Raw genomic sequence first — 22966 nt, forward strand, 5'->3', positions numbered from 1 at the left:
CTTTTTTATCGTTGGGATATGGAAAAATATTCTCCAGCCGTGTGATCAGTGATATGATGCAAGGAGAAGGAGGGTTCATCATGATTGCAACGATGGATATAAACGATCCGCTCCAGGCACAAACCGTCTTATCCATGCAGCTCCGTTCTTACAAGGTAGAGGCAGGGCTGATTGGAACGGACGATATCCCGCCATTGAAGGAAACCACCGAAGACTTGCAACAATGCGGAGAAACATTTCTTGGCTGGTTTGAAGAAGGTGTTCTATGCGGAGCGATTGCCTATAAAAAAGAAAAAAACGAGGTGGACATCCACCGTCTCATCGTAGATCCAGCGCACTTCCGCAAAGGCATTGCCGGGAGGCTTCTGCAGGAATTGGAACGGTCTCATCCCCATTCTCTCTACAAAGTGGCGACAGCAGAGAAGAATCTGCCCGCCATCAGGTTTTATGAAAAATCAGGGTATGAGAAGGTCCGAACCCTCACAATCAATGATATTCTGACTCTGGTATTCTTGGAAAAGGAGAGAAGGCGATAGAAATGAGCCATGAGGATGATTTAAAGATATGGACTTTCATCTCCTTTTCCATAAATGCTGATATAAACAGGTCTCAACCCCCATCATGGGAAGTAGGACCTGTTTTATATTAGTGAGATTGAATTTTCAGTCTACTTACTTTATAATCAGTTTGAATCCGAGAGGGAAGTCGATTTTTTTTAGGTAAAAGAGAAAGCGCTTACCCTAATCGGAGATTAGCGCAAAGAGTGGTGTCACCCACGGCTCAATGCGGACAGAAGGGATGGGAGAAAATGAAGGCAATAAAGCCGATTTCGGCCGTCGTACTATCACTTGTGATTTCACAAAGCGCTCTTGGAGGCGTCCAGGCAGGGGCGAAACAAGGGGTGGATCCGGTACCGGAACCGCCGTCAGGCTACTTCATCGATACATATAAGAATAATGTGTCGGGCAATAAGACCGCGAGCAATCCGACCATCAGCGTCCTCTCACAGTACAACAGAATCTGGCAACCGGGGGAAACCTGGGATTCAGGTGTCGTACTGGATCAATCGGTCCATGAACATAATATTCAAACCGTGTTGGACAAGACGTCCTCCCGCTCAAAGGCTCAAGCGGATGCCGCCTATCTGGATGACCGCGTGAACCAGAGTTACAGTGCCCTTGATGGACTCGGGTCCCTCACGGATATCTACCGGAGGGATGCCAACGCCACCACCACCATCACGGGGATCCCACAGGATGCACTGACGAAGAAATACACCGATGAAGGGACAGGCGCGGGCACCACTGACTCTGAGCTCGGACAGATGGCCGGACTTGTGGAAACCCTCAGGGGCGAGTACTCATCAACCAGCTCGGCCAAAGATTATTACTCGTACAAGCGTCCTTTCCGATGGGCCGATCCATCCATCGTCGTCCCGGAACTGCGTCCGACGCTGAAGGAGGACCCGACCAATGACGGAGGGTTCCCGAGCGGCCATACGAACGCCGCCTATCTGACGGCACTCGCCATTGCCTATGCGGTTCCCGAACGGTATCAGGAAATGCTGACGCGCGCGTCGGAGCTCGGGGATAACCGCCTCGTTGCCGGGGTTCATTCACCCCTCGATGTGATGGGCGGCCGCACGATGGCCACGGCGCTTGCTGCTTCCATCCTCGCAGATCCCGATAATGAAGCGTTGAAGGAAGGAGCCTATGAGGAAGCTCACACCAAGCTACTGACGCAGTCTGGGAATGCACCGGACCGATTTGCCGATAAGGAGGCCAATAGACACGCCTACCTAGAGAGGCTCACCTATGGCTTCAAACCGACCGGTTCCACCAAGAAGCCCATGGTCGTGCCGAAGGGAGCTGAGGTGCTCCTCGAAACCCGTCTTCCATACCTGAGCGACGAGGATCGCCGCCGCGTACTTTCCACAACGGGACTCGCATCCGGCTACCCGCTTCTTGATGACCTGGAAGGATGGGGACGGTTGAACCTCTATGCTGCTGCAGATGGATTCGGATCGTTTGAAACAGATGTCAAGGTGAAGATGGACGCCTCCAAAGGTGGATTCCATGCAGAAGATACATGGGCAAATGATATTTCAGGGAAAGGATCCCTGACGAAGAAAGGAACAGGCGAACTTACACTGTCGGGGGATAACTCATATGGCGGCGACACGACAGTGGAGAAAGGCATCCTTGTTGCTGCATCGGAAACGGCTCTCGGACAAGGGGATGTGGACGTGAATGGAGGAACCCTTCAAAAAGAACATGAAGGGAAACTCGTCATCAATGGCGATTACAGCCAATCGAAGAAATCCGTACTCGAGTTGGATACAGACAGCCGCGAAGATGTTCTGGTCATCAAAGGGGAAGCGGAGCTCGGCGGTACACTCAAGGTACACTTCCCGAGCAATCTTCGCCTCGGCAAATCCGTCACCGTCATGACCTACGGGAAACTGGACCGCCATAAAGTGTTCAATCATATCGAAACGACCGGGCTTCCAAAAGGGACCAAAGTAAAGACGGTCTACAAGGCCCACAGTCTGGAACTGAAGCTAATAAAATAAAAAGGATCAAGCCGCTCCAAAATGGGGAGCGGTTTGATTTTTTTATTGTAAACATCTTTAAAAAGCGTAAAATGGATGGTAATACAAAATGTGGAAGGGGAGATCATGATGAAAACAGAATTTACTGGAAGGGCTTCTTCTTATACAAAAGGAAGACCGCCTTACCCAAAAGGCATCCTTGAACTTATGCGAAGCCTCGGAGCTGATGACCAATCACGGATTGCAGACATCGGAGCCGGGACAGGACGATTGACACGCCTGCTGGGAGAATTGAATGCCTTCATCACGGCCGTGGAACCGAGTGCCGACATGCTGGCGGAATGTCGTCATACCTGCCGTGACAATCAACGTGTTTCCTACATGGGAGCACCTGCAGAGGAAACCCTTCTGGAGACGGGAAGCGTTGATTTCATCACCGTTGCCCAGGCATTTCATTGGTTGGATAAAGACCGTTGCCGCACGGAGTTCCAGCGTATCCTGAAACCGGGTGGCCGGGTGCTCCTCATCTGGAATTCGATGAAGGGGGATGATCCGTTCGTTGAGGCGTATTCCAATGTCCTGCAGGACTTCACCATCAAGCAGACGGCGGGGAATTCAAGCGGTGATCACCTCAAAGCGAAACGGGAATTTTTCGGATCAGACATCAAACTCGTACAGATGGATAATGCCCATACCCTCGATGAAGAGGAATTGATTCATCATGGTCTGTCGCTGTCCTACACGCCTTCGGCCGATCATCCCGAGTATCAGTCATTTGTAAACGCACTGGGAACACTTTTCCGGGAGCACTGCCAAGAGGGAAGCCTGACCATTCCATATGAAACAGAAGTGTCCATCGGGTCATTCGAGGAAAGGACATATGAAAGATGAGCAAATTGACCTGGTTACCGGCCCTCGTCATGATCCCGTTGCTTGCGGCCTGCAACCAAGGCATAGCGAACGGGGATAAAGAGGTCACTCCGGAAATGGATAACGTGATCTCTACCGCCATCGTCGAACATAATGAACCTAAGTTCGAAAAGACGGATGAACAATTCGAAGTACATAAGATTTATGGTACGAAAGAAGGGGACGGTACCATCGATGTATATCTTTACACCCTATACGAAGGGTATGACTTGGCAACCGGTGACGACATACAAGCAGGAGCCTCTCTCCCTGCCCATATTCAATTAAAGGAAGAAGGAAATCACTACACCGTGGTGAAGTACGAAGAACCCGATGACGGAAGCACTCATCAATCTTCCCTTGAAAGTATGTTCCCTAAGAAGTTGGCGAAGAAAGCCATGAAAGATGAAGGATCGGCCGCGGGTCTTGATCAAGATATGAAGAAAAAAGTCCACGCCTGGCTGGAGGAGAGTTGAGAAATGGAAACCATCATCCAACATCAACATGCAATGGTCGAATGGGGAGCATCCCTGATGGAGCTTGACGATACCCTATGGCAAACCCCACTCAAACCAGGGAAATGGAACATAGGAGAAACACTTGCCCACCTCATCGCGTGGGATGAATTCCTCCTGGATCATCGGCTGAGGGAAATCGGGTCAGCAGAAAGCATGTCCCCTGCCCCGGAAGTGGATGCATTCAATCATGAGGCAGTCACACGGATGGAGAAGGCATCAAAAGCGGAGCTGTTCCGGCAATTTACCGAAACAAAGCTTAGAATCATAGAAGAGATCAAGGAATTGAACGCTGATTACATCATGACCATCGGTGAAAAAGACATCTCCATCGGTCGTTATTTCCTTGGACTGATGGAGCATGATCTTCACCATAAAGAGCAGATCGATGCATTCCTTTCAGATGGGCTCACCATTCAACGGACGGAAGGTGACGAAGCAGCTAAAAGCATTTCAGAAAAGCTCTATTCCTTCAACCTCAAGCACTTCCCCGAAGATCTGAAGGGGCGATATGAGGAGATCACACTGACGCTCAGTGATGCAACGGGTGAAATCAGGGGAGGCCTTGTGGGAGAGATCTGCTGGAACTGGATGGAGATCAAGATCCTCATGGTGGATGAAAGTCTGAGGAGCGGAGGCCACGGGAGCAGGCTCCTCCAAGAAGCTGAACGGATTGCATCTGTACGAAGCTGCGATTTCATCAAACTCGACACCCTTAGCTTTCAGGCGAGAGGCTTCTACGAGAAGCATGGATATGATGTGTTCGGCACCCTTGAAAACGTCGGAAGGGACCATTCCCATTTTTATATGAAAAAGGATCTATAAGGAGGACAACATGGAAGAACTGCTCACCAAGGAATATGTTTTGAGGCATGGGGTGGAATTTGAGACCCAGCTCGAATATGGAGGGCCTTATGGGCAGGGGATCGTCTACATCGATCACGACGGTAAAGAACATCTCTTCACCGGGCTCGCCTATGATCTGCATCCAAATGGGAAACTGGAAAGCTATTTCTATGTTGATGAAGGGGTGAAGGAGGGGCGCTACGTGGAATTTTACCCAAGCGGAGCCGTCGAGTCGATACGGACGATGCATAAGAGTGCTTCTCATGGAAGACAATTGGAGTTCTACGAAAACGGTGGAATACGCGAAGAATTTGAGAGTTTCGCTGGTAAACGCATCACGTATAGATTGTATGATCGGAATGGTCAGGTGACAGATGAGAAAGCGGAGTGGACCGAGTCGGATCGCCGATTTGCAGAAAAGTGGGGAAAAGAGTGAACCGGATGGCCAGAGTAGGCGATCCGGTTCTTTGCTCGTCATGCCGACTGGACGGCCGAGGTGTACTCTTTCTTCGTATGGACGGATCCCTCAAGGATCGTCCGGGCGGTCCTCACGACTTTGATGGCGCTGATATGTCCGGCAATGAGGTCCACCTTGGTCTGCATGATACCCCCGGGATGTCCAAGTCTGACAATATCCCCTTTCACTTCGAGGATATCCGATAAAATCGTATCATTCAGGAAGGCGGCGGTCGTCGTACAGATGGCTCCGGTGATGGCGAGTGCCTGATGGGGCTTCTGCATGCTCATCATGCGGATCAGGCAGTCGATGTCGGAAGCGTGGTGGGTGGTCCCGACCACATCCACATAGTCTTTCGGAGGTGCGATGATGGTCATCTTCGGGATGGCCGGTGACAGACGGGTCGCGTCTTCTTTCGATGCAAAACCGCATAGTTCAGCTGCCCGGGAACGGATATCTTCCAGTTCCGCAAGCTTTTCAGCAGAGAAATCCTCGGGAAGCTCGGTTCCCTCCAGTCCGACGTCCCTTGCATGCACGAACACAAGGGGGTTGGCGGCATCGACGATGGATACAGGGATGGTGCTCCCGCTTCCCGTAGTCATCAAATCAACAGGATTTCCAGTAGGGTAGACCCGTCCCGTCACGGCCCCTTCAGCATTTGAGAACGAAAGGTAAATTGGCGAACCGGATCCGGGTACACCAGGAATGGTCGTAGTCCCTTCGGTTTTCACCCTGCCGTCTTCGACTTCCACTTCTGCCGTGATGACCTTATTTGTATTCGTATTAAGGATCCTGACGGCAGTGAGTGGTTCCTTCACCTTTACCAGCCCCTGCTCAATGGCATACGGTCCCACCGCTGACGAGATGTTACCGCAGTTTCCGCTGAAGTCCACCAACTGATTTCCGATGCTCACCTGGGCGAAGGTATACTCGATATCGATCCCCTCAATGGAGGAAGCCTGGATGATGGCAGCCTTGCTCGTCAGGGAATTCGCCCCTCCGAGACCATCGATCTGACGTTGATCGGGGCTCCCCATGATATCCAGGAGAAATTCCTCCCAAAGGGAACGGTCCTCGGGCATATCCTTTTTATTCAGGAACACTCCTTTACTCGTACCTCCGCGCATGATCACAACTGGAACTTTCATAGAAAAAACCACCTTTCAGGAATCCACATTTGTTGCTCCCTATAGTATGATAAGAATAGCTATAAGTAAAATAGATAATTTAGTCGTAAACATCAAAAAAATACTTATAATCAGGAGTGATTTCCATGGATGAAAAGGATTGGACCGCTCTCAGCGTCCTGCTGGAAGAGAAGAACATCAGCAGGGCTTCAGAGCGGCTTTACATCTCCCAGCCGGCATTGACATACCGCCTCAAAAACCTGGAGAAGGAGTTTGGGATCAATCTGTTCTATAAGATCAAAGGGGGGATCGAGTGGACAAGTGAAGGCTTGTATCTGGCCCAGTACGCTGAAGAAATGCAGGAGAAGCTTCAAAAGACGAAGGACTATATGCTCAACATGCAAGATGATGTGCGTGGCACATTGCGACTCGGTGTATCAAGCAACTTTGCCCAGTACAAGCTTCCGAAGATCCTGAAAGAATTCTCCACTCTCTATCCGAACGTCCAGTTCAGCGTGAAGACGGGGTGGAGTACGGTCATCAAGGGGCTGCTCGATTCATCAAGCGTCCAGCTTGGCATCATGCGGGGCGATTATCAATGGAACGGGAAGAAGAAGCTCCTTCACAAAGAAAGACTTTTTCTCATATCGAAGAACGAAGTCGATATCGAACGTCTGCCGGAGCTCCCGTTCATTCAATACAACACCGACTCCTCTTTGAAAAACCTGATCACGGGCTGGTGGAATGACCGCTTCAATGAACCGCCCTCAACGACGATGGATACGGATCGCCAGGGAACGTGCAAGGAAATGGTCAAGCATGACCTCGGTGTCGCCATCCTGCCTGAGATCTGCCTGCGACCTTCCGACAACCTGTATACGTATGGATTGACCTACGAAGACGGGACGCCTGTCCAAAGGGATACATGGCTCATGTATAATGAATCATCCCTTCAGCTTGCGACGGTGAAGCACTTTGTGGACTTTTTGAATCAGCACGTCGATATCTCTGTTGGATTATAAAAAATACTTATAAGTATAAGTAAAAATTCTATATTTTACTTATTTGTAAGCGTCCCATATTCTTATAGTATCAATTTTCTGAAAAAACAGATCGGTAATTGAAAGCGTTTTCTATAAGGAGGATGAAATGATGCTTACATTTTTAGGTATTTCCATGGTGGTTGTCTTCACGTATTTGATCATGTCGAAAAAACTTTCGCCAGTGGCTTCCCTTGTACTCGTGCCTGTCATATTCGGTATCATAGGAGGGTTTGGACTGCACCTGGGGGATATGATGCTCGAAGGATTGAAGACCGTTGCGCCTTCAGCGGCCCTCTTATTGTTCGCCATCCTGTTCTTTGGGATCATGATCGATGCGGGGCTGTTTGATCCCCTCATCCAGAAGATGATGAAGATCGTCAAAGGTGACCCACTCAAGATCGCCATCGGGACGGCCGTGATTGCCATGACGGTCGCCCTTGATGGGGACGGGACGACTACCCACATGATCACGATCTCCGCGATGCTCGCTCTGTACCTGCGCATCGGGATGAACCCGCTGATCCTCGCCACGATTTCGCTCATGTCTGTCAGCATCATGAGCGGAATGACGCCCTGGGGAGGACCGGCGACCCGGGCCATTGCCGCTTTGGGACTCGATGCGAATGAATTCTTTATCCCGATGATCCCGACGATGTTGTCCGGGATGGGTGCGATCCTCCTGATGTCATACTTCCTTGGGAAGAAAGAACGGGAGCGGATCGGCGTCATCTCCCTTGATGAACATAGCACAGAGGAGTTGAGCCAAAACGAGGCCGCAGCATCATTTGCCTTGGAAGAGAACTGCAAGCGTCCCAAACTCCGCTGGATCAACCTGATCCTCGTCGTGACGGTCATGACCATCCTGGTCATGGGCCTCATGCCGATCCCGGTGCTTTTCCTTCTCGGCTTCGTCTTGGCCACCGTCATCAACTATCCGAATCTTGAAGAACAGAAGGAGCGGATCCTCTCCCATGCGGGGAATGCCATGACCGTCGTGCTTCTTGTATTCGCAGCAGGGATCTTCTCCGGAATCTTCTCGGGTACGGAAATGGTCAATGCCATTTCGAATTCCCTCGTCTCGATCATCCCTGAGTCCGTGGGGAAATTCTTCCCTCTCGTCGTAGCCATCACGAGCATGCCGTTCACTTTTGTGTTATCAAACGATGCATATTACTTCGGGGTGCTTCCAATCCTTGCAGAAGCAGGAGCGGCATATGGGGTGAGCCCGCTTGAAATTGCACGGGCGTCTGTCCTCGGGCAACCGGTCCATTTCCTGAGTCCGCTTGTGGCATCCACGCTGTTGCTCGTAGGGATGGTGAAAACCGATATTGGAGAGCTTCAGAAATATGCCATCAAATGGGCGCTATTCTGTTCCGTCATCATTATCATCGTTGGTTTCATCACAGGAGCCATTCTCTAATAAAAGAAGCAGGGATCTCAAAGGGTCCCTGCTTCTTTGCGTATATAGGCTTCTTGGATGATGGCGGATATTCGCTCAGCGAGCGTCATCACCGTGTATAGGCGGGTGTCATTCAGGAACTGGGAAGAGGGAAGGGGATCAGCGGAATTCACGATCCCCTGGAAGTGACAGTCCCCGACTTCAGGAAGCATCTTCTCGAGTGCCTTCCCCGGGGTGAGGGGGCCGGTGTTGAACAGGATGGAACCGACCGCATCTTGTTTCCCGAGTGCCGCGTCCACCGTCATGATGAATGGGTCACGGTGCGTTTTCTGGATGGCTTTCAACGTTGGTTTAAGATTAAAAGCGTGAATGGGCGTTTCAAGGGTTCCATAGACAGGTGAAGGAATCGAAAACCGGGTGAGCATCGTTCCGACGAGTGGTCCCAATGAATCCCCTACATACCGATCAGATCCAATACAGAGAATGACGGGGGTACGTCCACTTTCCTCCAGATCGGTCAGCATCGATTGAAGCAGTTGGAGGAGGGTCTCCGTTTCGTATTCCCTGGACTGTGCCGAGATCCACACTGGCAGATCGGGCTGGCTTCTATCGAATGAACGCATCTCTCAAGCTCCTTTCCATGTGGTCGTACTTCCATTATACATGCAGCCGGTGTGAAAGGATTTCCACATCATGACAAACCTTTAACAAGTTGGATCAGGTTGTCCACGACGCTTCCCTCGCCGGACTTTCCAGCGTGTACGAAATAGAAGGGCCGGTAGACGACAAAAGGATCAATGGGGACAAGTTTCCCTTGCCTGAGCTCCTCCTTCACCATGGAAGTGGAAAGAAAGGCAATCCCAAGTCCGCGGATCGCCAGCTGCTTAATGAGGGAGTGGCTGCTTGCCTCGAGGATTTCCACAGGCTGGATCCGCTCTGAGCGCAGGAGATCATCAGCATATTCACGCGTTCCGGAACCAAGCTCCCTCAGAATGATGGGGGACGATTCCAGGCTCATGCGATTGCTAGCAAAGAAACGTATCTCATCCCGTGCGATGACTTCGACCTGGAAAGGCTCGAGTCCCTTCGTCCCTTCCACAAGGGCAAAATCAATCTCACCGTGATTCAATTCCTCCACGATCGTCTCATGATTGTTGATCCGGAGCTGCAGATGGGCATGTGGATACATCACCTTCAGCTGTTTCACAAAATCGGGGAGAAGAACATCGCTTACCGTATGGGTGGACCCGATCCGCAGGTGGAATTCTTCCTTTTCTTCCTGGATATGTTCCATGGAGCGGGCAATCTCAAGCATCTTCTTGCCCTGCTCATAAACTTTCTGTCCAGCAGGCGTCAATTGAAAGGCGGGTGAATTGGAAGAGCGGCTGATGAGGGCAACGCCGAGAGCCTGCTCGAGCTTTTTGATATGGACGCTCACCGTCGGCTGGGACAGATTCAGGAATTCACTCGTCTTCGTGAAATGCTGAAGCTGCGCAAGGGTGACAAACGTCCGGATCCAATCGATTTGCATAAGGGCACCTCCATTATGAAACGTAATCATCATTATTCGTATTATTCATTTCTATTATAAACTTCCCCACTGTATAATGAAAGGGAAGGAAGTGAACAGAAATGGAATGGATTTATTTTATCATCGGTGGTGCGTTCATCGGGATTCTGTCAGGTTTTTTCGGCATCGGAGGAGGAATCGTCCTGACTCCTACGCTCCTGGTCCTCGGCTATGACCCGAGTCAGGCAATCATCCTCTCCTTGATGCTGACCCTCGGATCCACGGTGACCGGCACGATTTCTCATATACGGTTGAAAAATGTGAACGGACGCCTTGCCATAATCCTCGGGATTGCAGGTGTGATCGGTTCAACGGTCACGGCTCCGTTCGTGAAATGGCTTGAAGCATCAAATGGTGCATCCCTCGTCATTTCCATCGTCTATATCGCGATCCTTGGCTGGTTCTCCTACCAATTCTTCAGGAAAGAGAAGTCGGATGCGAAACCGAAAGGCAAGGGTGCCGTTCCGGTGATCGGGTTCATCACAGGGGTCATTTCATCCCTGATGGGTGTCAGCGGCGGGTTCGTCATGACCCCGCTCCTGTCAAAATGGATCAGGCTGGATCTGAAGAAAGCGATCGGAACGAGCATCACGGCTGCTTCCATCATCGTCCTATCCGGGATCGGTTCCTATATGGCAGCGGGTGAAACACTGGACTATCGCCACGGCGTGCTTCTCATCGCAGGTGCACTGATCGGAACCCCGATCGGTTCAACCCAGCTGAAGAACTTTGCGACGGATAAGGTGAAACGCATGCTCGCTTTCCTGTATATCATCGTAGCAGCAAGCGTCATCCTCAAGCTGCTTCAGATCCCGACCCTGTCCCTGATTCTGATCGGCGCGGCCATGGTAGCTTTTTTCGCCGTCTTGATCAACAAGCAAAGAAAAGAGCCGAGTGCATCAGCTTAGGTACAGAGAAGAAGCCCACGTCATCTGACGTGGGCTTCGTTTTTATGTTGCAGCGGTAATGGAACGGGCCATGCGAAACCAGTTTATATAAACCAGGATGATGAAAAATATACTGATTCCTATGGGAAGTCCATAATGGGGTCCCTCGAACACAGTATTATAAAAGTCGATAGGGGTCATGGCAATGGCTGCAACCATACTGATCAAGGCGAGGATGATCACTGAAAGTCTGCGATTACCGGCATTCCGGATAATAAACAGTGCAGTGGTGCACAGCAGCCATAAGCTGAGGACCAGTAGCGCATGAGAAATGCGATCCTCGAGATGGGTGTGAAGATGGTATACGACAAATGATAAGATCGCTATCGCCACAATCGGGATAACCATGAGAATATTCAGCTGCACCAAAGCGGGCTTGCGGACAATGTCTTCTTTAACTTCTAAAAATGATATGACACTATAATAAGACAGGGCACCTAGAAGCAGGGATAAAACAATGATCATACATATCACTCCGTATTAATTATTCTTGTATAATAATACATGGATTTTCTGGAAAAATCTATAGAAAACCTGCTCCCTATGGTATGATAGAAGGAGTGTTTTGAAAGAATATCCATGAACTGAAACTCTGGCCGGTGTTGAACCGTATAAGAATATGGAACATCATTGCTTGGAATTCACGTAGGGAGTTTAATGCTGTATGAGCTTGGAATCAGTTGAACAAATCATCGCCAATTATGGCTATATAGCCGTCTTTTTATTACTCACACTGGGGATCGTCGGACTGCCTGTCCCTGATGAGGTCCTGATGATGCTGGTCGGGTATTTCACAAATGTCGGGACCCTCAACTATGAACTGGCCGTATTGTTCAGTTTTGGAGGCGCCCTTGTCGGGATGACCATCAGTTACTTCATTGGCTACAAAGCCGGTCGACCGTTCCTTGATAAATACGGGAAATGGGTGGGACTGAAGGAAAAGCGTTTGCGAAGGGTCGAACAGTGGATGGAGAAATATGGATCGTATTCTTTGATTATCGGCTATTTCATTCCCGGCGTAAGGCATATCACCTGCTATTTTTCGGGGATTGCCCGGATGGATCTTAAACAGTACTTCCTGTTCGTCGCCATCGGATCCCTCCTTTGGACGTCGGTCTTCATCACCATCGGGAGGATGGCAGGTGTCATTACACTATAAAATTGTAAAAGCCAACGGGACTGGTCTCGTTGGCTTTTCTCGTTCAATTTTTTGATGATGTTATGGTTTTTATGAAGTAAGGGCCAACAGTGTGAGCTTAAGGATTAGTGAGATGATGGAGATTAGTATAATAGTTCACAGGTAAACTAATATTTGCAAATGGATTGTGACCGTGTTATTCTGTTTTTGTTCACTAGTAAACATAAAGGAGTTTGTTGCATGAAACAAATCATTTATGAATCGTATCTAGAATTACTTCACCTGAATGAGCAGAAAGCCGATTCAATTCAATCTTTATTCGGCATCTACCTTAACAAAGATGAACCACTTGATCTTTTACCTGGTAACATGACGAGCATCCACGTCATTCAGTGCATCGGTGACCATGAACCCATCAATCATAAGGGGATTTCCCGAACGATGATGATTTCCAAGGCTAACATCACAAAGGTTACCCGCAAACTGCAAGAAGATGGGCTGATTAGGACGGTTAAACTGAATGATAACAAAAAAGAAGTCTACTATAAGCTGACACCCGAAGGCAGGAAAGTCCACGACATGCACATGAAGCTTCACAACGAGAAAAAAAGGGCGTTCATGAATATGATCGAAGCATTTTCAGTGGAGGAACAACGGACCATTGCATCGTTTCTGGAAAAAATGACCGAGAGCATAAGACATGAACATGACCAACTCTAAGACTCGTTCACGCAATCAATCAATTTTGTATCTCATGTCCCTAGTAGCTTTCTTTGCTTCGCTTAACCAAAATATTTACACCCCATTGATTCCCTCGATAAAGGAATATTTTCACATTAACGGTCTGGCTGTAAATAGCACAGTATCGCTCTTCATCATTCTTACAGCCATTATACAACTGATCATGGCACCGTATTTGGACCGTACAAAGACAGGACATATACTTGTAGGAAGTCTCGTGCTCGTCGCCTTGGCGAGTCTCGGCTGCGCCTTGTCCCAAGGTTTTTATGCTTTTCTTTTTTTTCGGTGCCTACAAGCCATTGGTGCCGCATCTTTGCCGTTGATCGCGGTGATTACCATCATGGGTGAAACTCCTGAAGGAAAACAGGGGGAGGCGATGGGGACTTATCAAATGTTCCTCTCCATAGCACCGGCGGCTGCACCGGTTCTCGGAGGAATCATCGGTGCCAGATATGAGTTCCACGGTGTGTTCTGGTTCCTGGCAGGGCTAAGCCTCTTATTTTTATTCCTGAACGTACGACGAAGGAATACGACCGTGAAAAAAGAAAAATTGCACCAATCCCTAAGGTATTTGGATTTAATGCGGGATCCGGTCGTATTTGTGATCCTTTCGCTCAGTCTAGTGGTTTTCCTAGTGTATATGGCGATCCTTGTATTTCTCCCGGAGCTCCTCGCCGACCGTTTTCATATCGGATTGAAGTGGATTGGGTTTCTTTATGTGCCGGTAACGGGAAGCATAGTAGCAGGAAGCTACCTTTTTAAAAAGGTGAAATTGAACTTTTCCCATGTTATGGGCGCTGTCTCTGTGAGCTTGATCCTTTTCGCGCTAATGGATCAATGGTTGCTGCCTCTCACCCTTTTCCTTCTTATATTGTTTGGAATGGGCCTGGGAGCAGCAACCCCTCTCTTTGCCACATTACTGACATCCCGTTACAAGGAAGGAAAAGGCAGCATCATGGCGCTGTATAATGTAACTCGCTATATCGGCATGGGGGCAGGGCCGGTCGTATTCAGCCTTTTCTACAGGGAGATGGGGGAGAAAGGAACATTCCTGATCCTATCGGCACTTTTGCTTGCCTTGAGCTTTTCCTTTTATTCAGTCATCTCCTCTAGTAAGAAGAAATACCCCATCTAAAGGGGAGGTGCTTGCCATGCCCCTTTACTTCTGGGATTATGGAAAAGCGGGTTAGCGATCTTTTTCGTTGTCGTCAAGTAATTGAGTGATTTCCTGAAGTAATTCAATCTGCCGGTCCTGTTTTTCCTGGACACGTTTTGAATGGTCCCTGATTGCTGAAATCATGAATCCGAAACCAAGGATCAAGGTAAGAATGACTAAGCTAATGATACATATGCACTCCAATCGATTATTTTTGGGAGGTACTTAAAATGGAAAATGAAAAACTCGATAAACGTTCCCTGCAGGCGGTCTCCCTGACGGCCGTCCTGCTGGTGGCCTCCATTCTCGTGTTCCCGATCGGGAAGCTTGTGAAAGCCGATCTGTGGCTGCCCATCACCCTGTTTGCCTTGATCGATGCGGGCTTCATCTTGGCTCTCTTCATGGGGATGAGGTCACCACAACGCTTCGTGAAGCTGTTCAGCATCCTGGCAAATGGCGTTTTCATCATCGTGACCAGCTTCATGATCTATCTGCTGCTCATTGCCAACGGGATATCCGAGCCGTGATCGCTTTATAAAAGGGTATCCAGGAAGTGCTTGATCTCCTGGTACACCCTCACTTCATTGTCATGTTTCGAAAAGCTGTGGCCCTCGTCTTCCAACAGGATATACTGGACGGGGATGCCGCGCTCCCGTAGTCGTCCGACGATCCGCTCCGATTCCTCAGGGCGCACTCTCGCATCATTCTTCCCATGTATGACGAGCATAGGACCCGCCATATCCTCTACATACGTGATCGGGGACTCAGCAACAAGCTTTTCGCGCTGCCCGACGGGATCACCCACCAGATTGACGATCAGAGGCTTCAGTGTCTCCGGAGCTGCCTCCACGTACGAAATCAAATCCGAGATCCCGAAGATATCAACGGTCCCACAGAAATACTCCGGATGTCTCCCGGACAGAAGAAGGCTCATGTAACCGCCATAGCTCCCGCCCATGACAGCGATCCTTCCTTTCTCCGCAAGTCCCTCGGCAATCAGCCAATCCATTCCCGCTACACAGTCAAGCCTTGGCCCGACGCCCCAATCACCTTCCACCCGTTTCATGAACGAAGCTCCATACCCGATGCTCCCGCGGAAATTGGGCGCGAAGATCGTGTACCCATTCAGCGCCAAGTACTGCAGGAGGGGGCGATCCTTCAACCGCTCCGATTTCTGCGGTCCACCGTGCGGCCATAGAACCGTCACCCCGTTTGGCTCATCCGGGCGGTACAGGATTCCTTCAATCGTCAGTCCGTCGAAGGAGGGGTACTCGACAGCCACCGGTTTGACGCGCCTGTTTTTCACCCTATAGGGAGTCAGGCACTCCCAGCGTCCGTCCAAACTCAATCGATAGATAGCGTCGGAGGCATGGGCAGAGCTTCCCAGAAGGAGAAGGGTGCCGTCCGATGTTGCCTTCAGTTGATTGAAGGTATCGCAGGGAGTGTCGATTTCCGTGCAGTTGCCTTCCTCAGGGAAGTAACGGTGCAAATGATCCCGTACCCCTTTCTCAGTTGTCAGAATCAACTCATCCTGCACCTTGCAGAGCCCCTTCATGTTCTCGCCCTCAATCGAGAGTTCCTTCTGAAACAATCCGGTAGAAGGTTTATACGAAGCAAGGTAGTGAAAATCCTCACCATAGTCTGTCAGGAAGTAGATCCGGTCGCTTCCGTCGTATAGGACATCCTGGGTGCTGTATGGACCTACAGCATCCGGAATCATGGGCTGACTGACTCCGCCCACCATGCAGTAGGCCGGCACATGGGTATTGGAATAGGATTCCGTGTACACATAAGACGATTCATCCGGCGCAACGGCTGCACACACGATGGGAGCCGCCTCCCCTTTTTGCACAAGGGTCTTTGTTCCAAGGACAGCATCATAACGCATGACGTTAATGAGCGGATTCAAATGATTGGTGGAATAGTAAATATGCCCTTGTGAAGTGAAGCTGGCAAAGTAGGCCGTCGACCCGTTTTCCTCCTCGGATAAAGGAATGATTTGCCCGTCATCCATCACTCGATGCCACTGGTAGTGCTCATCTCCATCGCGATCGAATGTTGCAAGAACACTCCCATCATAGGTGAAGAGGCTGGAACTATGCTGATTTGAGAATGTGAGACGGTTGGTCTCAAGGGAGTCGAGGCAGAGTTCCCACACATCATAGGAACCTCCGTGGTTCGTACTGAACAGGATGCGCCTTCTTTCGTCATCAACCGTGAAACAGGCGATGGCGGTTGTTTGATACAGGTCTTGAATGGCTATCAATGTCATCACTCTCCATAATTGATCGTCATGGTAACAGGGACACCCTTCACCCCGCACTCATTCACGGTACGAGCTGTGATCGGATTGTGGCCTCTTTCCTATTGGATGCATCACTCTTGTAAAAGAAGAGGGAGGAGCTAGAATCCTCCCGTAATGGGGATTCACTCCACGCAAGCTGGTTGCTTTATAGAAAAGGGTACCATGAATGGAGGTGTATATAAATGGGTTTTATGGAATTTAGAGTGAGGTTGTTTAGTGTGATGCCTCGTCGCTGTAGCTTAAAGGATGACACCGAGCAGTATAAAACAGGAACGTACTACAGCAAATCGGTGAAGATCATTAAAAATCTATAGATTGATTTTCGTGGTCTTCCCGGAGGATACAAGTAAAAAGCACAGGGGTCGTTCCTACTCTTCATGAAGGAAGAGAGACCGTTCCTGTGCTTTGCTTTTATTCAGAACATGTATCTATCATTTAACTTACTAACATTCAGAAATAGGAGGTTTTTACATAAGCTAAGGAGTATGTGCTAACTCTTGCATGCTTTATTCTTTGTAAATCCCGTATATCCCATCCTGACTTAGTGAATTTTCTTTATTGCCGGAACCTGCCTTCTTGATCACATAATGATCGTGCAAGTTAATGAAATACTGGCCTTTCGGTAGATCATCGTTTTCTTCAAAAGCAATCATGATGGGATTGTATACTTCTTGTACCGGCTCTTTTTTTGGATCTTTCATATATAAGTTGATAGAGAACGTTAAATCATCAGGGTCAAACAGTTCTTCTTGATAGGCGTCAGTCAATTCTTCTTTTGAAGCGTCGGGATTTTTCATGTATAGATCATAAACCGGCTGAATGGCTTCATCATTGGAGGAGGCCTGGACAAAATAATAGGGAGTTTCGTAGGCATTTCCACCTACATTTTCTATCGATTCGACAGTGGTTCCAACTACCTCGCCACTCGAGTTTATAATCTCTTCGATTTGTTTATCCAATACTTTGAATTCATCTTCTTTTATATAAGCATATAGAGCGGTTCTCAACCCTTTCTCTACTTCACCTTCCAAGGTCCAGACGCTTTCTGTTTTGACTCGTTTTTCACTAAAGTCAATTGGGACAATCGCGGTGGAATAAAAATGTAGTCGTCCTTTTGATTCGAAGAAGACCGTGTAACCGCCTTGATTACCTACCAAATTGTGAACCTCTATATCCGTTTTATATTCTTTTTTAATATAATCTTTGGTTGCCTTTATTACTTCTTCTTTGTATTGATCTTCGGCTTTTTCTGCTTTCCCCCCATAAGGAAGGAAATATCCGTCTCCAGTATAGGTTAAGACACTTTCATAAAAATCGCTGGGCCGATCCTTTACACCGTCTTCGTTTTCAGTCTGTGGTGAATCGTTTGAAAGGAGGTTTAAGCATCCTCCTAAAAATAGGATGGGGGCGAGACATAATAGCGTGATTCGTTTACCTATCATTTTATTGAATTCCTCCAATCAATTAAGGGTTAGTAAAAAGCGCATATCATTCTATGATAATCTCTTCCTGCTTGGAGCCAAGGCTTCTGTTATCGATTGTTCCCTTTTCTTTTTGATTATCATTAAGGGTGATGATGTAATGTCCTTTCGGCAGTTGATTTCCGGTTTTAATCTTATCCATTATTAGACGGAAGGTCTTTTCGTCAGGTTCAGTATCTGGTTCTTTCATGAACAACTGAATGTGAATCTCGATATTCTCAGGATCGAAGTCCTCTGATTTAAATACCTCTAACAGTTCTGCTTTAGTGGAGGAAGGAGAATCTAAATATTTTTGATAAACGGGGATAAGTGCTTCATCTGAATTTAAATAATTCGTGTAGTAATAAGGAGTCATGTATCCCTGTCTACCTATGTTTTGGATCAATTCCTTCCTGATTCCCACCACATCATTTTCTTCAGCTACCTCACCCAAAAGTCCATCCAACTCACTGAATTGTTCTTCATGCATATAAGCGTATAGTGATGCCTTCATAGCGTTATCCAGAAGGTCATCATAATATTTCACTTTATCTCCCAGAACTCTCTTGTTAATCAGATCGATCGGTATCCTGACTTCTGAGAAGAAATGGATATGATCCTTTGTTTCAAAGTAAACGGTCACCCCGTCAATGTTAGTAAGAATATTGTGTACTTGGATGTCTAAGTGGAAGTTCTTCTTTATGTAATCCTTTGTTGCTTGAATGATTTCATCTCGTAATTCTTCTGTGATGTCTTCCGTTTCCTGTGCATCATACGCTTTGTAATCTTCCGCAGTGTACGTTAATACGTCCTCGTTTCGTTCTTTTCTTTCTTTCTCTAATTTCTTTTTATGCTCTTCGATTTCCTTGGGTGTTGTAGTTGAGATTGGAATACAACCATTTAGAAGAAGAGGGATTAAAACAATTAGCAATGCATGTTTTTTGTATGTCTTCAATGGATAACCCTCCATTTGTTAAGGTGTTTATCTTTCATTACTGAAAACTATTCGAAATTAATTTGCATTTTTTAGAAAAATAATAAGTGGAATTTGCTTGATAGGATAGTGTCACTTACATTAGTGTTTAAATCCTCTTATCTTTTCTAGTAGTATAGTTGAACACTTTAGATATTCATTTCATAACAAAAAATATCCACTAATATGAAAGTTAAAAAGGAAGCTCTTCAGGGGAAAGTGTAATTTTATCAAATCAGTTAAAAAAGAAAGGATATCATTAGAATAGATATCCCTTCTTCTGTTTCATTATAAATACATTTATTCAATTTAATTACATTAAGTAGTCGTAAGAAACCACATTCGAACTAACTGAATGTAATCCGTTCAATTTGTTCGCGAACGGTTTCTAGATCGGCTTTTACCTTTTGGGAAGTATCGTGAAGTGCAGTGATGGAATTGCCCTTATGTTCACTAAGTTGATAGATTATATCTTCGAAGAGCAATTCTAATTCTCCATGTAGGGAAGAAGATACTCCGTTTAAAATGTTGATCTCAGCTAGTTTAAATTGATCCAAAATTGCATTTTGAAGGAAGGGTTTAAATTCATTCACAATGTTAGGGAAACCAAAGAATACTCTAGTTAGTCCATCTCTAACTCCACCCAGTGTTCCAGTAATCTCCTCAAGCGGGGCGATTGCTGACTCAGCTATAGCATTCACTTTATTTGCAAGATTCGAGTATAGCCCCAAGAAATCCATAGGAATGGCGACTGAGTCTATTTTAGCTTTTGACTTAATTTGCAGGATTGTTGCTTCAAGGGACCCTTCTAGTGCTGAAACAATTCCTATTAGGGTTCCTACTACTGCTTGGATAACGTTATTTCCAAAAGCAGTGAGAATTGCGATGCTTTCATCGAGAATCAGATCACCTAATTTCATACCAACTAGCATATGGTCTGATTCCGTTAACGGTTCCCCGGAACTATTCAGCATCGAAGGAGCGACTGCAAGTAATGAGCCCTTATTTGTGATTGAGTCAGCCAAATTTTTATCACGCATGACCATCTCTGCCCTTACGAAATTTGTTTTAAAGTTAAACAGTTCAATATGCTTTGACACTTTCTCAATATTAAGGTTGACGATTTTGTAATGTGCGTTTAAATCATTTACAAACACATCTTCTACAACCTGTTTCCCACCGCTTAAAAGTGTGGGTATTAAGTGCTCGCTCAATTGCTTGAAACCTTGTAGTAGATCTACTATATTCTCTTTGAATTGAGAGAGCAACTCACGTGGGGGTTCAAATATATTAGCTACATTTAGGTCAATGTTGATAATATGCTCTACTAGCTCAAGCGGGGGAGAGTCCAGTACCTTATTTATGGACCTGACAAAGGATTCTGCTTTACCCAATAGGGCGATCCAAATGTCCAACTCCAATAGGATAGGAGCAGCTAAGGTACTAATGCCTTTGAACAAGGGATGACTGAAATGTGACTCAGTAATTTCTTCAATTTTATCTTGAAGTTCATTCAATCGGGCAGAGAACCTTTCTCCTTCTTGTTCTACTAGTAATTTGGACTTATTCATATAACTATCTATACTTGTATACTTACCATGAACTGACAAATCATCCCCGATCAAAGCATTTGAGAGTTTGTCAAGAGCCTCAGGGGTAATATCGATGCGCTCAGTGTTTCCGCTGTACAGCGGTTCTCCCGTCCAGATACTGCTAATGATATGGTCATCTGCTGATACATTTATTTTCTCACCTGCGACGACATAAGGTTTATTGTTCCCATAATAACCAGTATGGAATGGACCGATGTTGTTGAATTGAAGACCGGCATAAGGTGCTCCAAAAGAAATATCCCTTCGTTCTCCGGGAATTCGATCATCGAGCCCTAATGAAATCAGGCCTTTAGTCAACACATCATTACTCCCGAAATAGTTCACTATATTCGAATACTCTCTATTTGGATCCATTTTTCCTTTGGGTAATAGTGCAGGATTAAGGGTGACACATCTTATATCATCTTCTGGATGTTCTACTACTACATTGGAGGCAAGAGGACCGCCAAGAGAGTTTCCTGCCACATAGGATACTCCGCCCTCATGTTCATACCTTTCTTTCATTTCAACATAGTATTCTTCTGCAGCATCAAGTTGCTCTACGTCTAAATCACTAAGGAGTTGAGCATCGGCTTTAAGATCTTGTTTTCCATACTTTGCATCGGCTTGAGTACCTTGATAAATTACTGAGATTTCCCCTGTTTCAAGGCATTTAACTGTCATCGCATCAAGGCCACTAGGGTGGTCATATCTGGTATCTAATACCCGGAATGTTTTCCCATTTACTTCTAATGGATCATCATAAATTTGAGGATTTTGGTAAACGTGTAAGCCTGCTAATTCGACTAGATCCGGATCGGTTACCTTCTCATTAATTTTATTAGTCAAATTAATCTACCTTTCATAATCTTTTAATATAGGAGTAGAATATTTAATAGAATTCATTTTTAAGCCTGTACCTTTATTTTTTTGAACATAGTTATCATTTAAGAAGATCTCATATGTTCCTTTGGGTAAATTATTGTTTTCTTTTACAAACTCCTCAATTTTATTGAATGCATCTTGATCAGGCTCTGCTTTTTCCTTTTTCATAAAGCCTTGAATTGTAATGAAAGCATAGTTTGGATCAAATTTACTTGTGTCATATGCCTTCACAAGTTCTTCTTTAGAAGCTTTTGGGTTTTCCAGATAGAGGTCATACACAGGCTTCATTGCCATGTCAAGTTTGGTCGATGTAACATGGTAAAAAGGGGTAGAATAACCGTTACCGCCAACATTCTTTAAAGATTCAAGAGAAATGCCAACTATATCATGAGTCTTTGCTACAGATTCAATTTCTTTATCTAATTCTTTAAACGCATCCTCTTTAATGTATGCGTAAAGGGATCCACGTATGGAATTTTCAATCCTCCCCTCTAATGTCCACACATTATCTGAAAGTATTTTTTTGTCTTCAGTATCGATTGGAACAATGGCTGTAGAATAAAAATGCAAGCGGCCAGTCGTTTCAAAGAATACAGTAACACCATCCTGATTTCCGACCATATTATGGACTTCAATATCGATGTTATACTCTTTCTTCAAATAATCCTTAGTCGCCTTTACTACTTCATCCTTATGCTCTTTAGCTATCTTTTCGTTTTCTTCTCCTCCAGGTAGGTCATACCCCTCACCAGTATAGGTAAGTACGCTTTCAAACTTATCTGCAGGTCTAGCGTTTATATCCTGGTCCGTCTCCGTCTTCTTCGCTTCTGATTTTTTTCCGCTGTCCACTCCAAAACAACCTCCTAATAATAATGAGATGCTTATACCACATACGAACAGTTTCCATTTATGTTTCATGTGTTAACAATCCTCCTAATGGGATGATGTACGTAAAAGAACTTCTTTATTGTAAAAGAAACTGTAAAGTATTAACAGGTGAATGTACCTATAAATTCAAAAACAGGAAATTCGTCACCTGGAAGGATTGTATCTATGTGAATCTTTTGTCATTCAGATTTGTGACGATTCCAAGGTGTTTGAGTCTTTTGTCACCTGAAATACCATTACCCTCCAGTTTATGGATTTAACCCTTTTGATGGAAAAATTAATTAGTATATTCTTAATTATGAAAGGGAGAGGGATTTGGAGGTTAGAATGGTGCATTTAATTTTCTACATCGTCTAGTGTATGAAAGGGGAGAAGAGGAGGTACTACCTTAATTACGCTTAAATAGGTGGCAGTGTATAGGTTTGAGCCGTCAATGGTCACAACCATCATTATGTGGATATAAC

22 protein-coding genes and 1 pseudogene are annotated in these 22966 nt (G+C 46.4%); 14 read left to right on the forward strand and 9 right to left on the reverse strand.

The window, feature by feature from the left end; genetic code table 11:
* Positions 1 to 80: 80 nt before the first annotated feature.
* The 7 genes and pseudogenes from D5E69_RS06210 (at position 81) to D5E69_RS06235 (ending at position 5257) form a co-directional block, all read left to right on the forward strand.
* Positions 81 to 536 carry a GNAT family N-acetyltransferase gene (locus D5E69_RS06210; RefSeq protein WP_048005182.1) on the forward strand — a complete coding sequence of 152 codons (456 nt, stop codon included), beginning with the start codon at positions 81 to 83 and terminating at the stop codon, positions 534 to 536.
* A gap of 272 nt (positions 537 to 808) precedes the next feature.
* Positions 809 to 2572, forward strand: coding sequence for an acid phosphatase (locus D5E69_RS06215; protein ID WP_159129433.1), 1764 nt, complete (start codon positions 809 to 811; stop codon positions 2570 to 2572).
* Positions 2573 to 2677: 105 nt separating this feature from the next.
* Complete coding sequence (locus tag D5E69_RS06220; RefSeq protein ID WP_159129434.1) at positions 2678 to 3442, forward strand: class I SAM-dependent methyltransferase; 765 nt, start codon at positions 2678 to 2680, stop codon at positions 3440 to 3442.
* A complete protein-coding gene (locus D5E69_RS06225; RefSeq protein WP_048005180.1) occupies positions 3439 to 3936 on the forward strand; it encodes a hypothetical protein in 498 nt (165 codons plus the stop codon). Before D5E69_RS06220 ends, D5E69_RS06225 begins: the two co-directional genes overlap by 4 nt.
* A gap of 33 nt (positions 3937 to 3969) precedes the next feature.
* Positions 3970 to 4350 (forward strand): annotated as a pseudogene (locus D5E69_RS23595) (DinB family protein); the annotation flags it as partial.
* Entirely contained in the window at positions 4330 to 4800 is a 471-nt protein-coding gene (locus tag D5E69_RS23600) for a GNAT family N-acetyltransferase (RefSeq protein ID WP_148796085.1), read from the forward strand. The pseudogene D5E69_RS23595 and the gene D5E69_RS23600, both read left to right, overlap by 21 nt.
* Positions 4801 to 4810: 10 nt before the next feature.
* Positions 4811 to 5257: a toxin-antitoxin system YwqK family antitoxin gene (locus D5E69_RS06235; RefSeq protein WP_048005179.1), complete on the forward strand. Its 447-nt coding sequence runs from the start codon at positions 4811 to 4813 to the stop codon at positions 5255 to 5257.
* Positions 5258 to 5295: 38 nt separating this feature from the next.
* On the opposite strand, the gene D5E69_RS06240 is transcribed toward D5E69_RS06235, so the two are convergent.
* Complete coding sequence (locus tag D5E69_RS06240; protein WP_048005178.1) at positions 5296 to 6426, reverse strand: 2-methylaconitate cis-trans isomerase PrpF family protein; 1131 nt, start codon at positions 6424 to 6426, stop codon at positions 5296 to 5298.
* 125 nt (positions 6427 to 6551) lie between these two features.
* On the opposite strand from D5E69_RS06240, the gene D5E69_RS06245 reads away from it, so the two are divergent.
* Positions 6552 to 7427: a LysR family transcriptional regulator gene (locus D5E69_RS06245; RefSeq protein ID WP_048005177.1), complete on the forward strand. Its 876-nt coding sequence runs from the start codon at positions 6552 to 6554 to the stop codon at positions 7425 to 7427.
* A 130-nt stretch (positions 7428 to 7557) separates the two neighbouring features.
* Complete coding sequence (locus tag D5E69_RS06250; protein ID WP_048005176.1) at positions 7558 to 8868, forward strand: CitMHS family transporter; 1311 nt, start codon at positions 7558 to 7560, stop codon at positions 8866 to 8868.
* A 17-nt stretch (positions 8869 to 8885) separates the two neighbouring features.
* On the opposite strand, the gene yyaC is transcribed toward D5E69_RS06250, so the two are convergent.
* On the reverse strand, positions 8886 to 9470 hold the full coding sequence (gene yyaC / locus D5E69_RS06255; protein ID WP_063190779.1) for a spore protease YyaC: 585 nt from the start codon (positions 9468 to 9470) through the stop codon (positions 8886 to 8888).
* Positions 9471 to 9538: 68 nt separating this feature from the next.
* Positions 9539 to 10378: a LysR family transcriptional regulator gene (locus D5E69_RS06260; protein ID WP_063190778.1), complete on the reverse strand. Its 840-nt coding sequence runs from the start codon at positions 10376 to 10378 to the stop codon at positions 9539 to 9541.
* 101 nt (positions 10379 to 10479) lie between these two features.
* Between D5E69_RS06260 and D5E69_RS06265 the strand changes: the two genes are divergently transcribed.
* Positions 10480 to 11325, forward strand: a complete 846-nt coding sequence (locus tag D5E69_RS06265; RefSeq protein ID WP_048005174.1) for a sulfite exporter TauE/SafE family protein — start codon at positions 10480 to 10482, stop codon at positions 11323 to 11325.
* 42 nt (positions 11326 to 11367) lie between these two features.
* On the opposite strand, the gene D5E69_RS06270 is transcribed toward D5E69_RS06265, so the two are convergent.
* Positions 11368 to 11829, reverse strand: a complete 462-nt coding sequence (locus D5E69_RS06270) for a hypothetical protein (protein WP_053072431.1) — start codon at positions 11827 to 11829, stop codon at positions 11368 to 11370.
* Positions 11830 to 12034: 205 nt separating this feature from the next.
* On the opposite strand from D5E69_RS06270, the gene D5E69_RS06275 reads away from it, so the two are divergent.
* From D5E69_RS06275 to D5E69_RS06290, 4 genes are all read left to right on the forward strand, one after another.
* Complete coding sequence (locus D5E69_RS06275) at positions 12035 to 12523, forward strand: DedA family protein (protein WP_048005638.1); 489 nt, start codon at positions 12035 to 12037, stop codon at positions 12521 to 12523.
* A 219-nt stretch (positions 12524 to 12742) separates the two neighbouring features.
* A complete protein-coding gene (locus D5E69_RS06280) occupies positions 12743 to 13222 on the forward strand; it encodes a MarR family transcriptional regulator (protein WP_048005173.1) in 480 nt (159 codons plus the stop codon).
* A gap of 34 nt (positions 13223 to 13256) precedes the next feature.
* Positions 13257 to 14378, forward strand: a complete 1122-nt coding sequence (locus D5E69_RS06285) for an MFS transporter (protein ID WP_249931607.1) — start codon at positions 13257 to 13259, stop codon at positions 14376 to 14378.
* 251 nt (positions 14379 to 14629) lie between these two features.
* Positions 14630 to 14926: a hypothetical protein gene (locus D5E69_RS06290; protein WP_048005172.1), complete on the forward strand. Its 297-nt coding sequence runs from the start codon at positions 14630 to 14632 to the stop codon at positions 14924 to 14926.
* A 5-nt stretch (positions 14927 to 14931) separates the two neighbouring features.
* On the opposite strand, the gene D5E69_RS06295 is transcribed toward D5E69_RS06290, so the two are convergent.
* The 5 genes from D5E69_RS06295 to D5E69_RS06315 all read right to left on the reverse strand — a co-directional run bounded on the left by D5E69_RS06295 (position 14932) and on the right by D5E69_RS06315 (position 22532).
* Positions 14932 to 16671 carry a S9 family peptidase gene (locus D5E69_RS06295; protein ID WP_249931608.1) on the reverse strand — a complete coding sequence of 580 codons (1740 nt, stop codon included), beginning with the start codon at positions 16669 to 16671 and terminating at the stop codon, positions 14932 to 14934.
* Between the two features lie 539 nt (positions 16672 to 17210).
* Positions 17211 to 18146: a DUF1672 family protein gene (locus D5E69_RS06300; RefSeq protein WP_159129438.1), complete on the reverse strand. Its 936-nt coding sequence runs from the start codon at positions 18144 to 18146 to the stop codon at positions 17211 to 17213.
* Positions 18147 to 18192: 46 nt separating this feature from the next.
* Positions 18193 to 19119, reverse strand: a complete 927-nt coding sequence (locus tag D5E69_RS06305) for a DUF1672 family protein (protein WP_159129439.1) — start codon at positions 19117 to 19119, stop codon at positions 18193 to 18195.
* 365 nt (positions 19120 to 19484) lie between these two features.
* Positions 19485 to 21578: an SA1320 family protein gene (locus tag D5E69_RS06310; protein WP_159129440.1), complete on the reverse strand. Its 2094-nt coding sequence runs from the start codon at positions 21576 to 21578 to the stop codon at positions 19485 to 19487.
* Positions 21579 to 21584: 6 nt separating this feature from the next.
* Positions 21585 to 22532 carry a DUF1672 family protein gene (locus tag D5E69_RS06315; protein ID WP_159129441.1) on the reverse strand — a complete coding sequence of 316 codons (948 nt, stop codon included), beginning with the start codon at positions 22530 to 22532 and terminating at the stop codon, positions 21585 to 21587.
* Between the last annotated feature and the right edge of the window lie 434 nt (positions 22533 to 22966).

Source organism: Rossellomorea marisflavi, assembly GCF_009806575.1.
GTDB lineage: Bacteria > Bacillota > Bacilli > Bacillales > Bacillaceae_B > Rossellomorea > Rossellomorea marisflavi_A.

What these genes read in the sequence shown, in the direction of transcription:
- D5E69_RS06315 (WP_159129441.1), bottom strand. Translation starts at nt 22,532, where the DNA reads ATGAAACATAAATGGAAACTGTTCGTATGTGGTATAAGCATCTCATTA.
- D5E69_RS06245 (WP_048005177.1), top strand. Translation starts at nt 6,552, where the DNA reads ATGGATGAAAAGGATTGGACCGCTCTCAGCGTCCTGCTGGAAGAGAAG.
- D5E69_RS06260 (WP_063190778.1), bottom strand. Translation starts at nt 10,378, where the DNA reads ATGCAAATCGATTGGATCCGGACGTTTGTCACCCTTGCGCAGCTTCAG.
- D5E69_RS06225 (WP_048005180.1), top strand. Translation starts at nt 3,439, where the DNA reads ATGAGCAAATTGACCTGGTTACCGGCCCTCGTCATGATCCCGTTGCTT.
- D5E69_RS06280 (WP_048005173.1), top strand. Translation starts at nt 12,743, where the DNA reads ATGAAACAAATCATTTATGAATCGTATCTAGAATTACTTCACCTGAAT.
- D5E69_RS06300 (WP_159129438.1), bottom strand. Translation starts at nt 18,146, where the DNA reads ATGATAGGTAAACGAATCACGCTATTATGTCTCGCCCCCATCCTATTT.
- D5E69_RS06265 (WP_048005174.1), top strand. Translation starts at nt 10,480, where the DNA reads ATGGAATGGATTTATTTTATCATCGGTGGTGCGTTCATCGGGATTCTG.
- D5E69_RS06235 (WP_048005179.1), top strand. Translation starts at nt 4,811, where the DNA reads ATGGAAGAACTGCTCACCAAGGAATATGTTTTGAGGCATGGGGTGGAA.
- D5E69_RS06220 (WP_159129434.1), top strand. Translation starts at nt 2,678, where the DNA reads ATGATGAAAACAGAATTTACTGGAAGGGCTTCTTCTTATACAAAAGGA.
- D5E69_RS06215 (WP_159129433.1), top strand. Translation starts at nt 809, where the DNA reads ATGAAGGCAATAAAGCCGATTTCGGCCGTCGTACTATCACTTGTGATT.
- D5E69_RS23600 (WP_148796085.1), top strand. Translation starts at nt 4,330, where the DNA reads ATGGAGCATGATCTTCACCATAAAGAGCAGATCGATGCATTCCTTTCA.
- yyaC (WP_063190779.1), bottom strand. Translation starts at nt 9,470, where the DNA reads ATGCGTTCATTCGATAGAAGCCAGCCCGATCTGCCAGTGTGGATCTCG.
- D5E69_RS06290 (WP_048005172.1), top strand. Translation starts at nt 14,630, where the DNA reads ATGGAAAATGAAAAACTCGATAAACGTTCCCTGCAGGCGGTCTCCCTG.
- D5E69_RS06285 (WP_249931607.1), top strand. Translation starts at nt 13,257, where the DNA reads ATGTCCCTAGTAGCTTTCTTTGCTTCGCTTAACCAAAATATTTACACC.
- D5E69_RS06295 (WP_249931608.1), bottom strand. Translation starts at nt 16,671, where the DNA reads ATGACATTGATAGCCATTCAAGACCTGTATCAAACAACCGCCATCGCC.
- D5E69_RS06270 (WP_053072431.1), bottom strand. Translation starts at nt 11,829, where the DNA reads ATGATCATTGTTTTATCCCTGCTTCTAGGTGCCCTGTCTTATTATAGT.
- D5E69_RS06240 (WP_048005178.1), bottom strand. Translation starts at nt 6,426, where the DNA reads ATGAAAGTTCCAGTTGTGATCATGCGCGGAGGTACGAGTAAAGGAGTG.
- D5E69_RS06250 (WP_048005176.1), top strand. Translation starts at nt 7,558, where the DNA reads ATGCTTACATTTTTAGGTATTTCCATGGTGGTTGTCTTCACGTATTTG.
- D5E69_RS06210 (WP_048005182.1), top strand. Translation starts at nt 81, where the DNA reads ATGATTGCAACGATGGATATAAACGATCCGCTCCAGGCACAAACCGTC.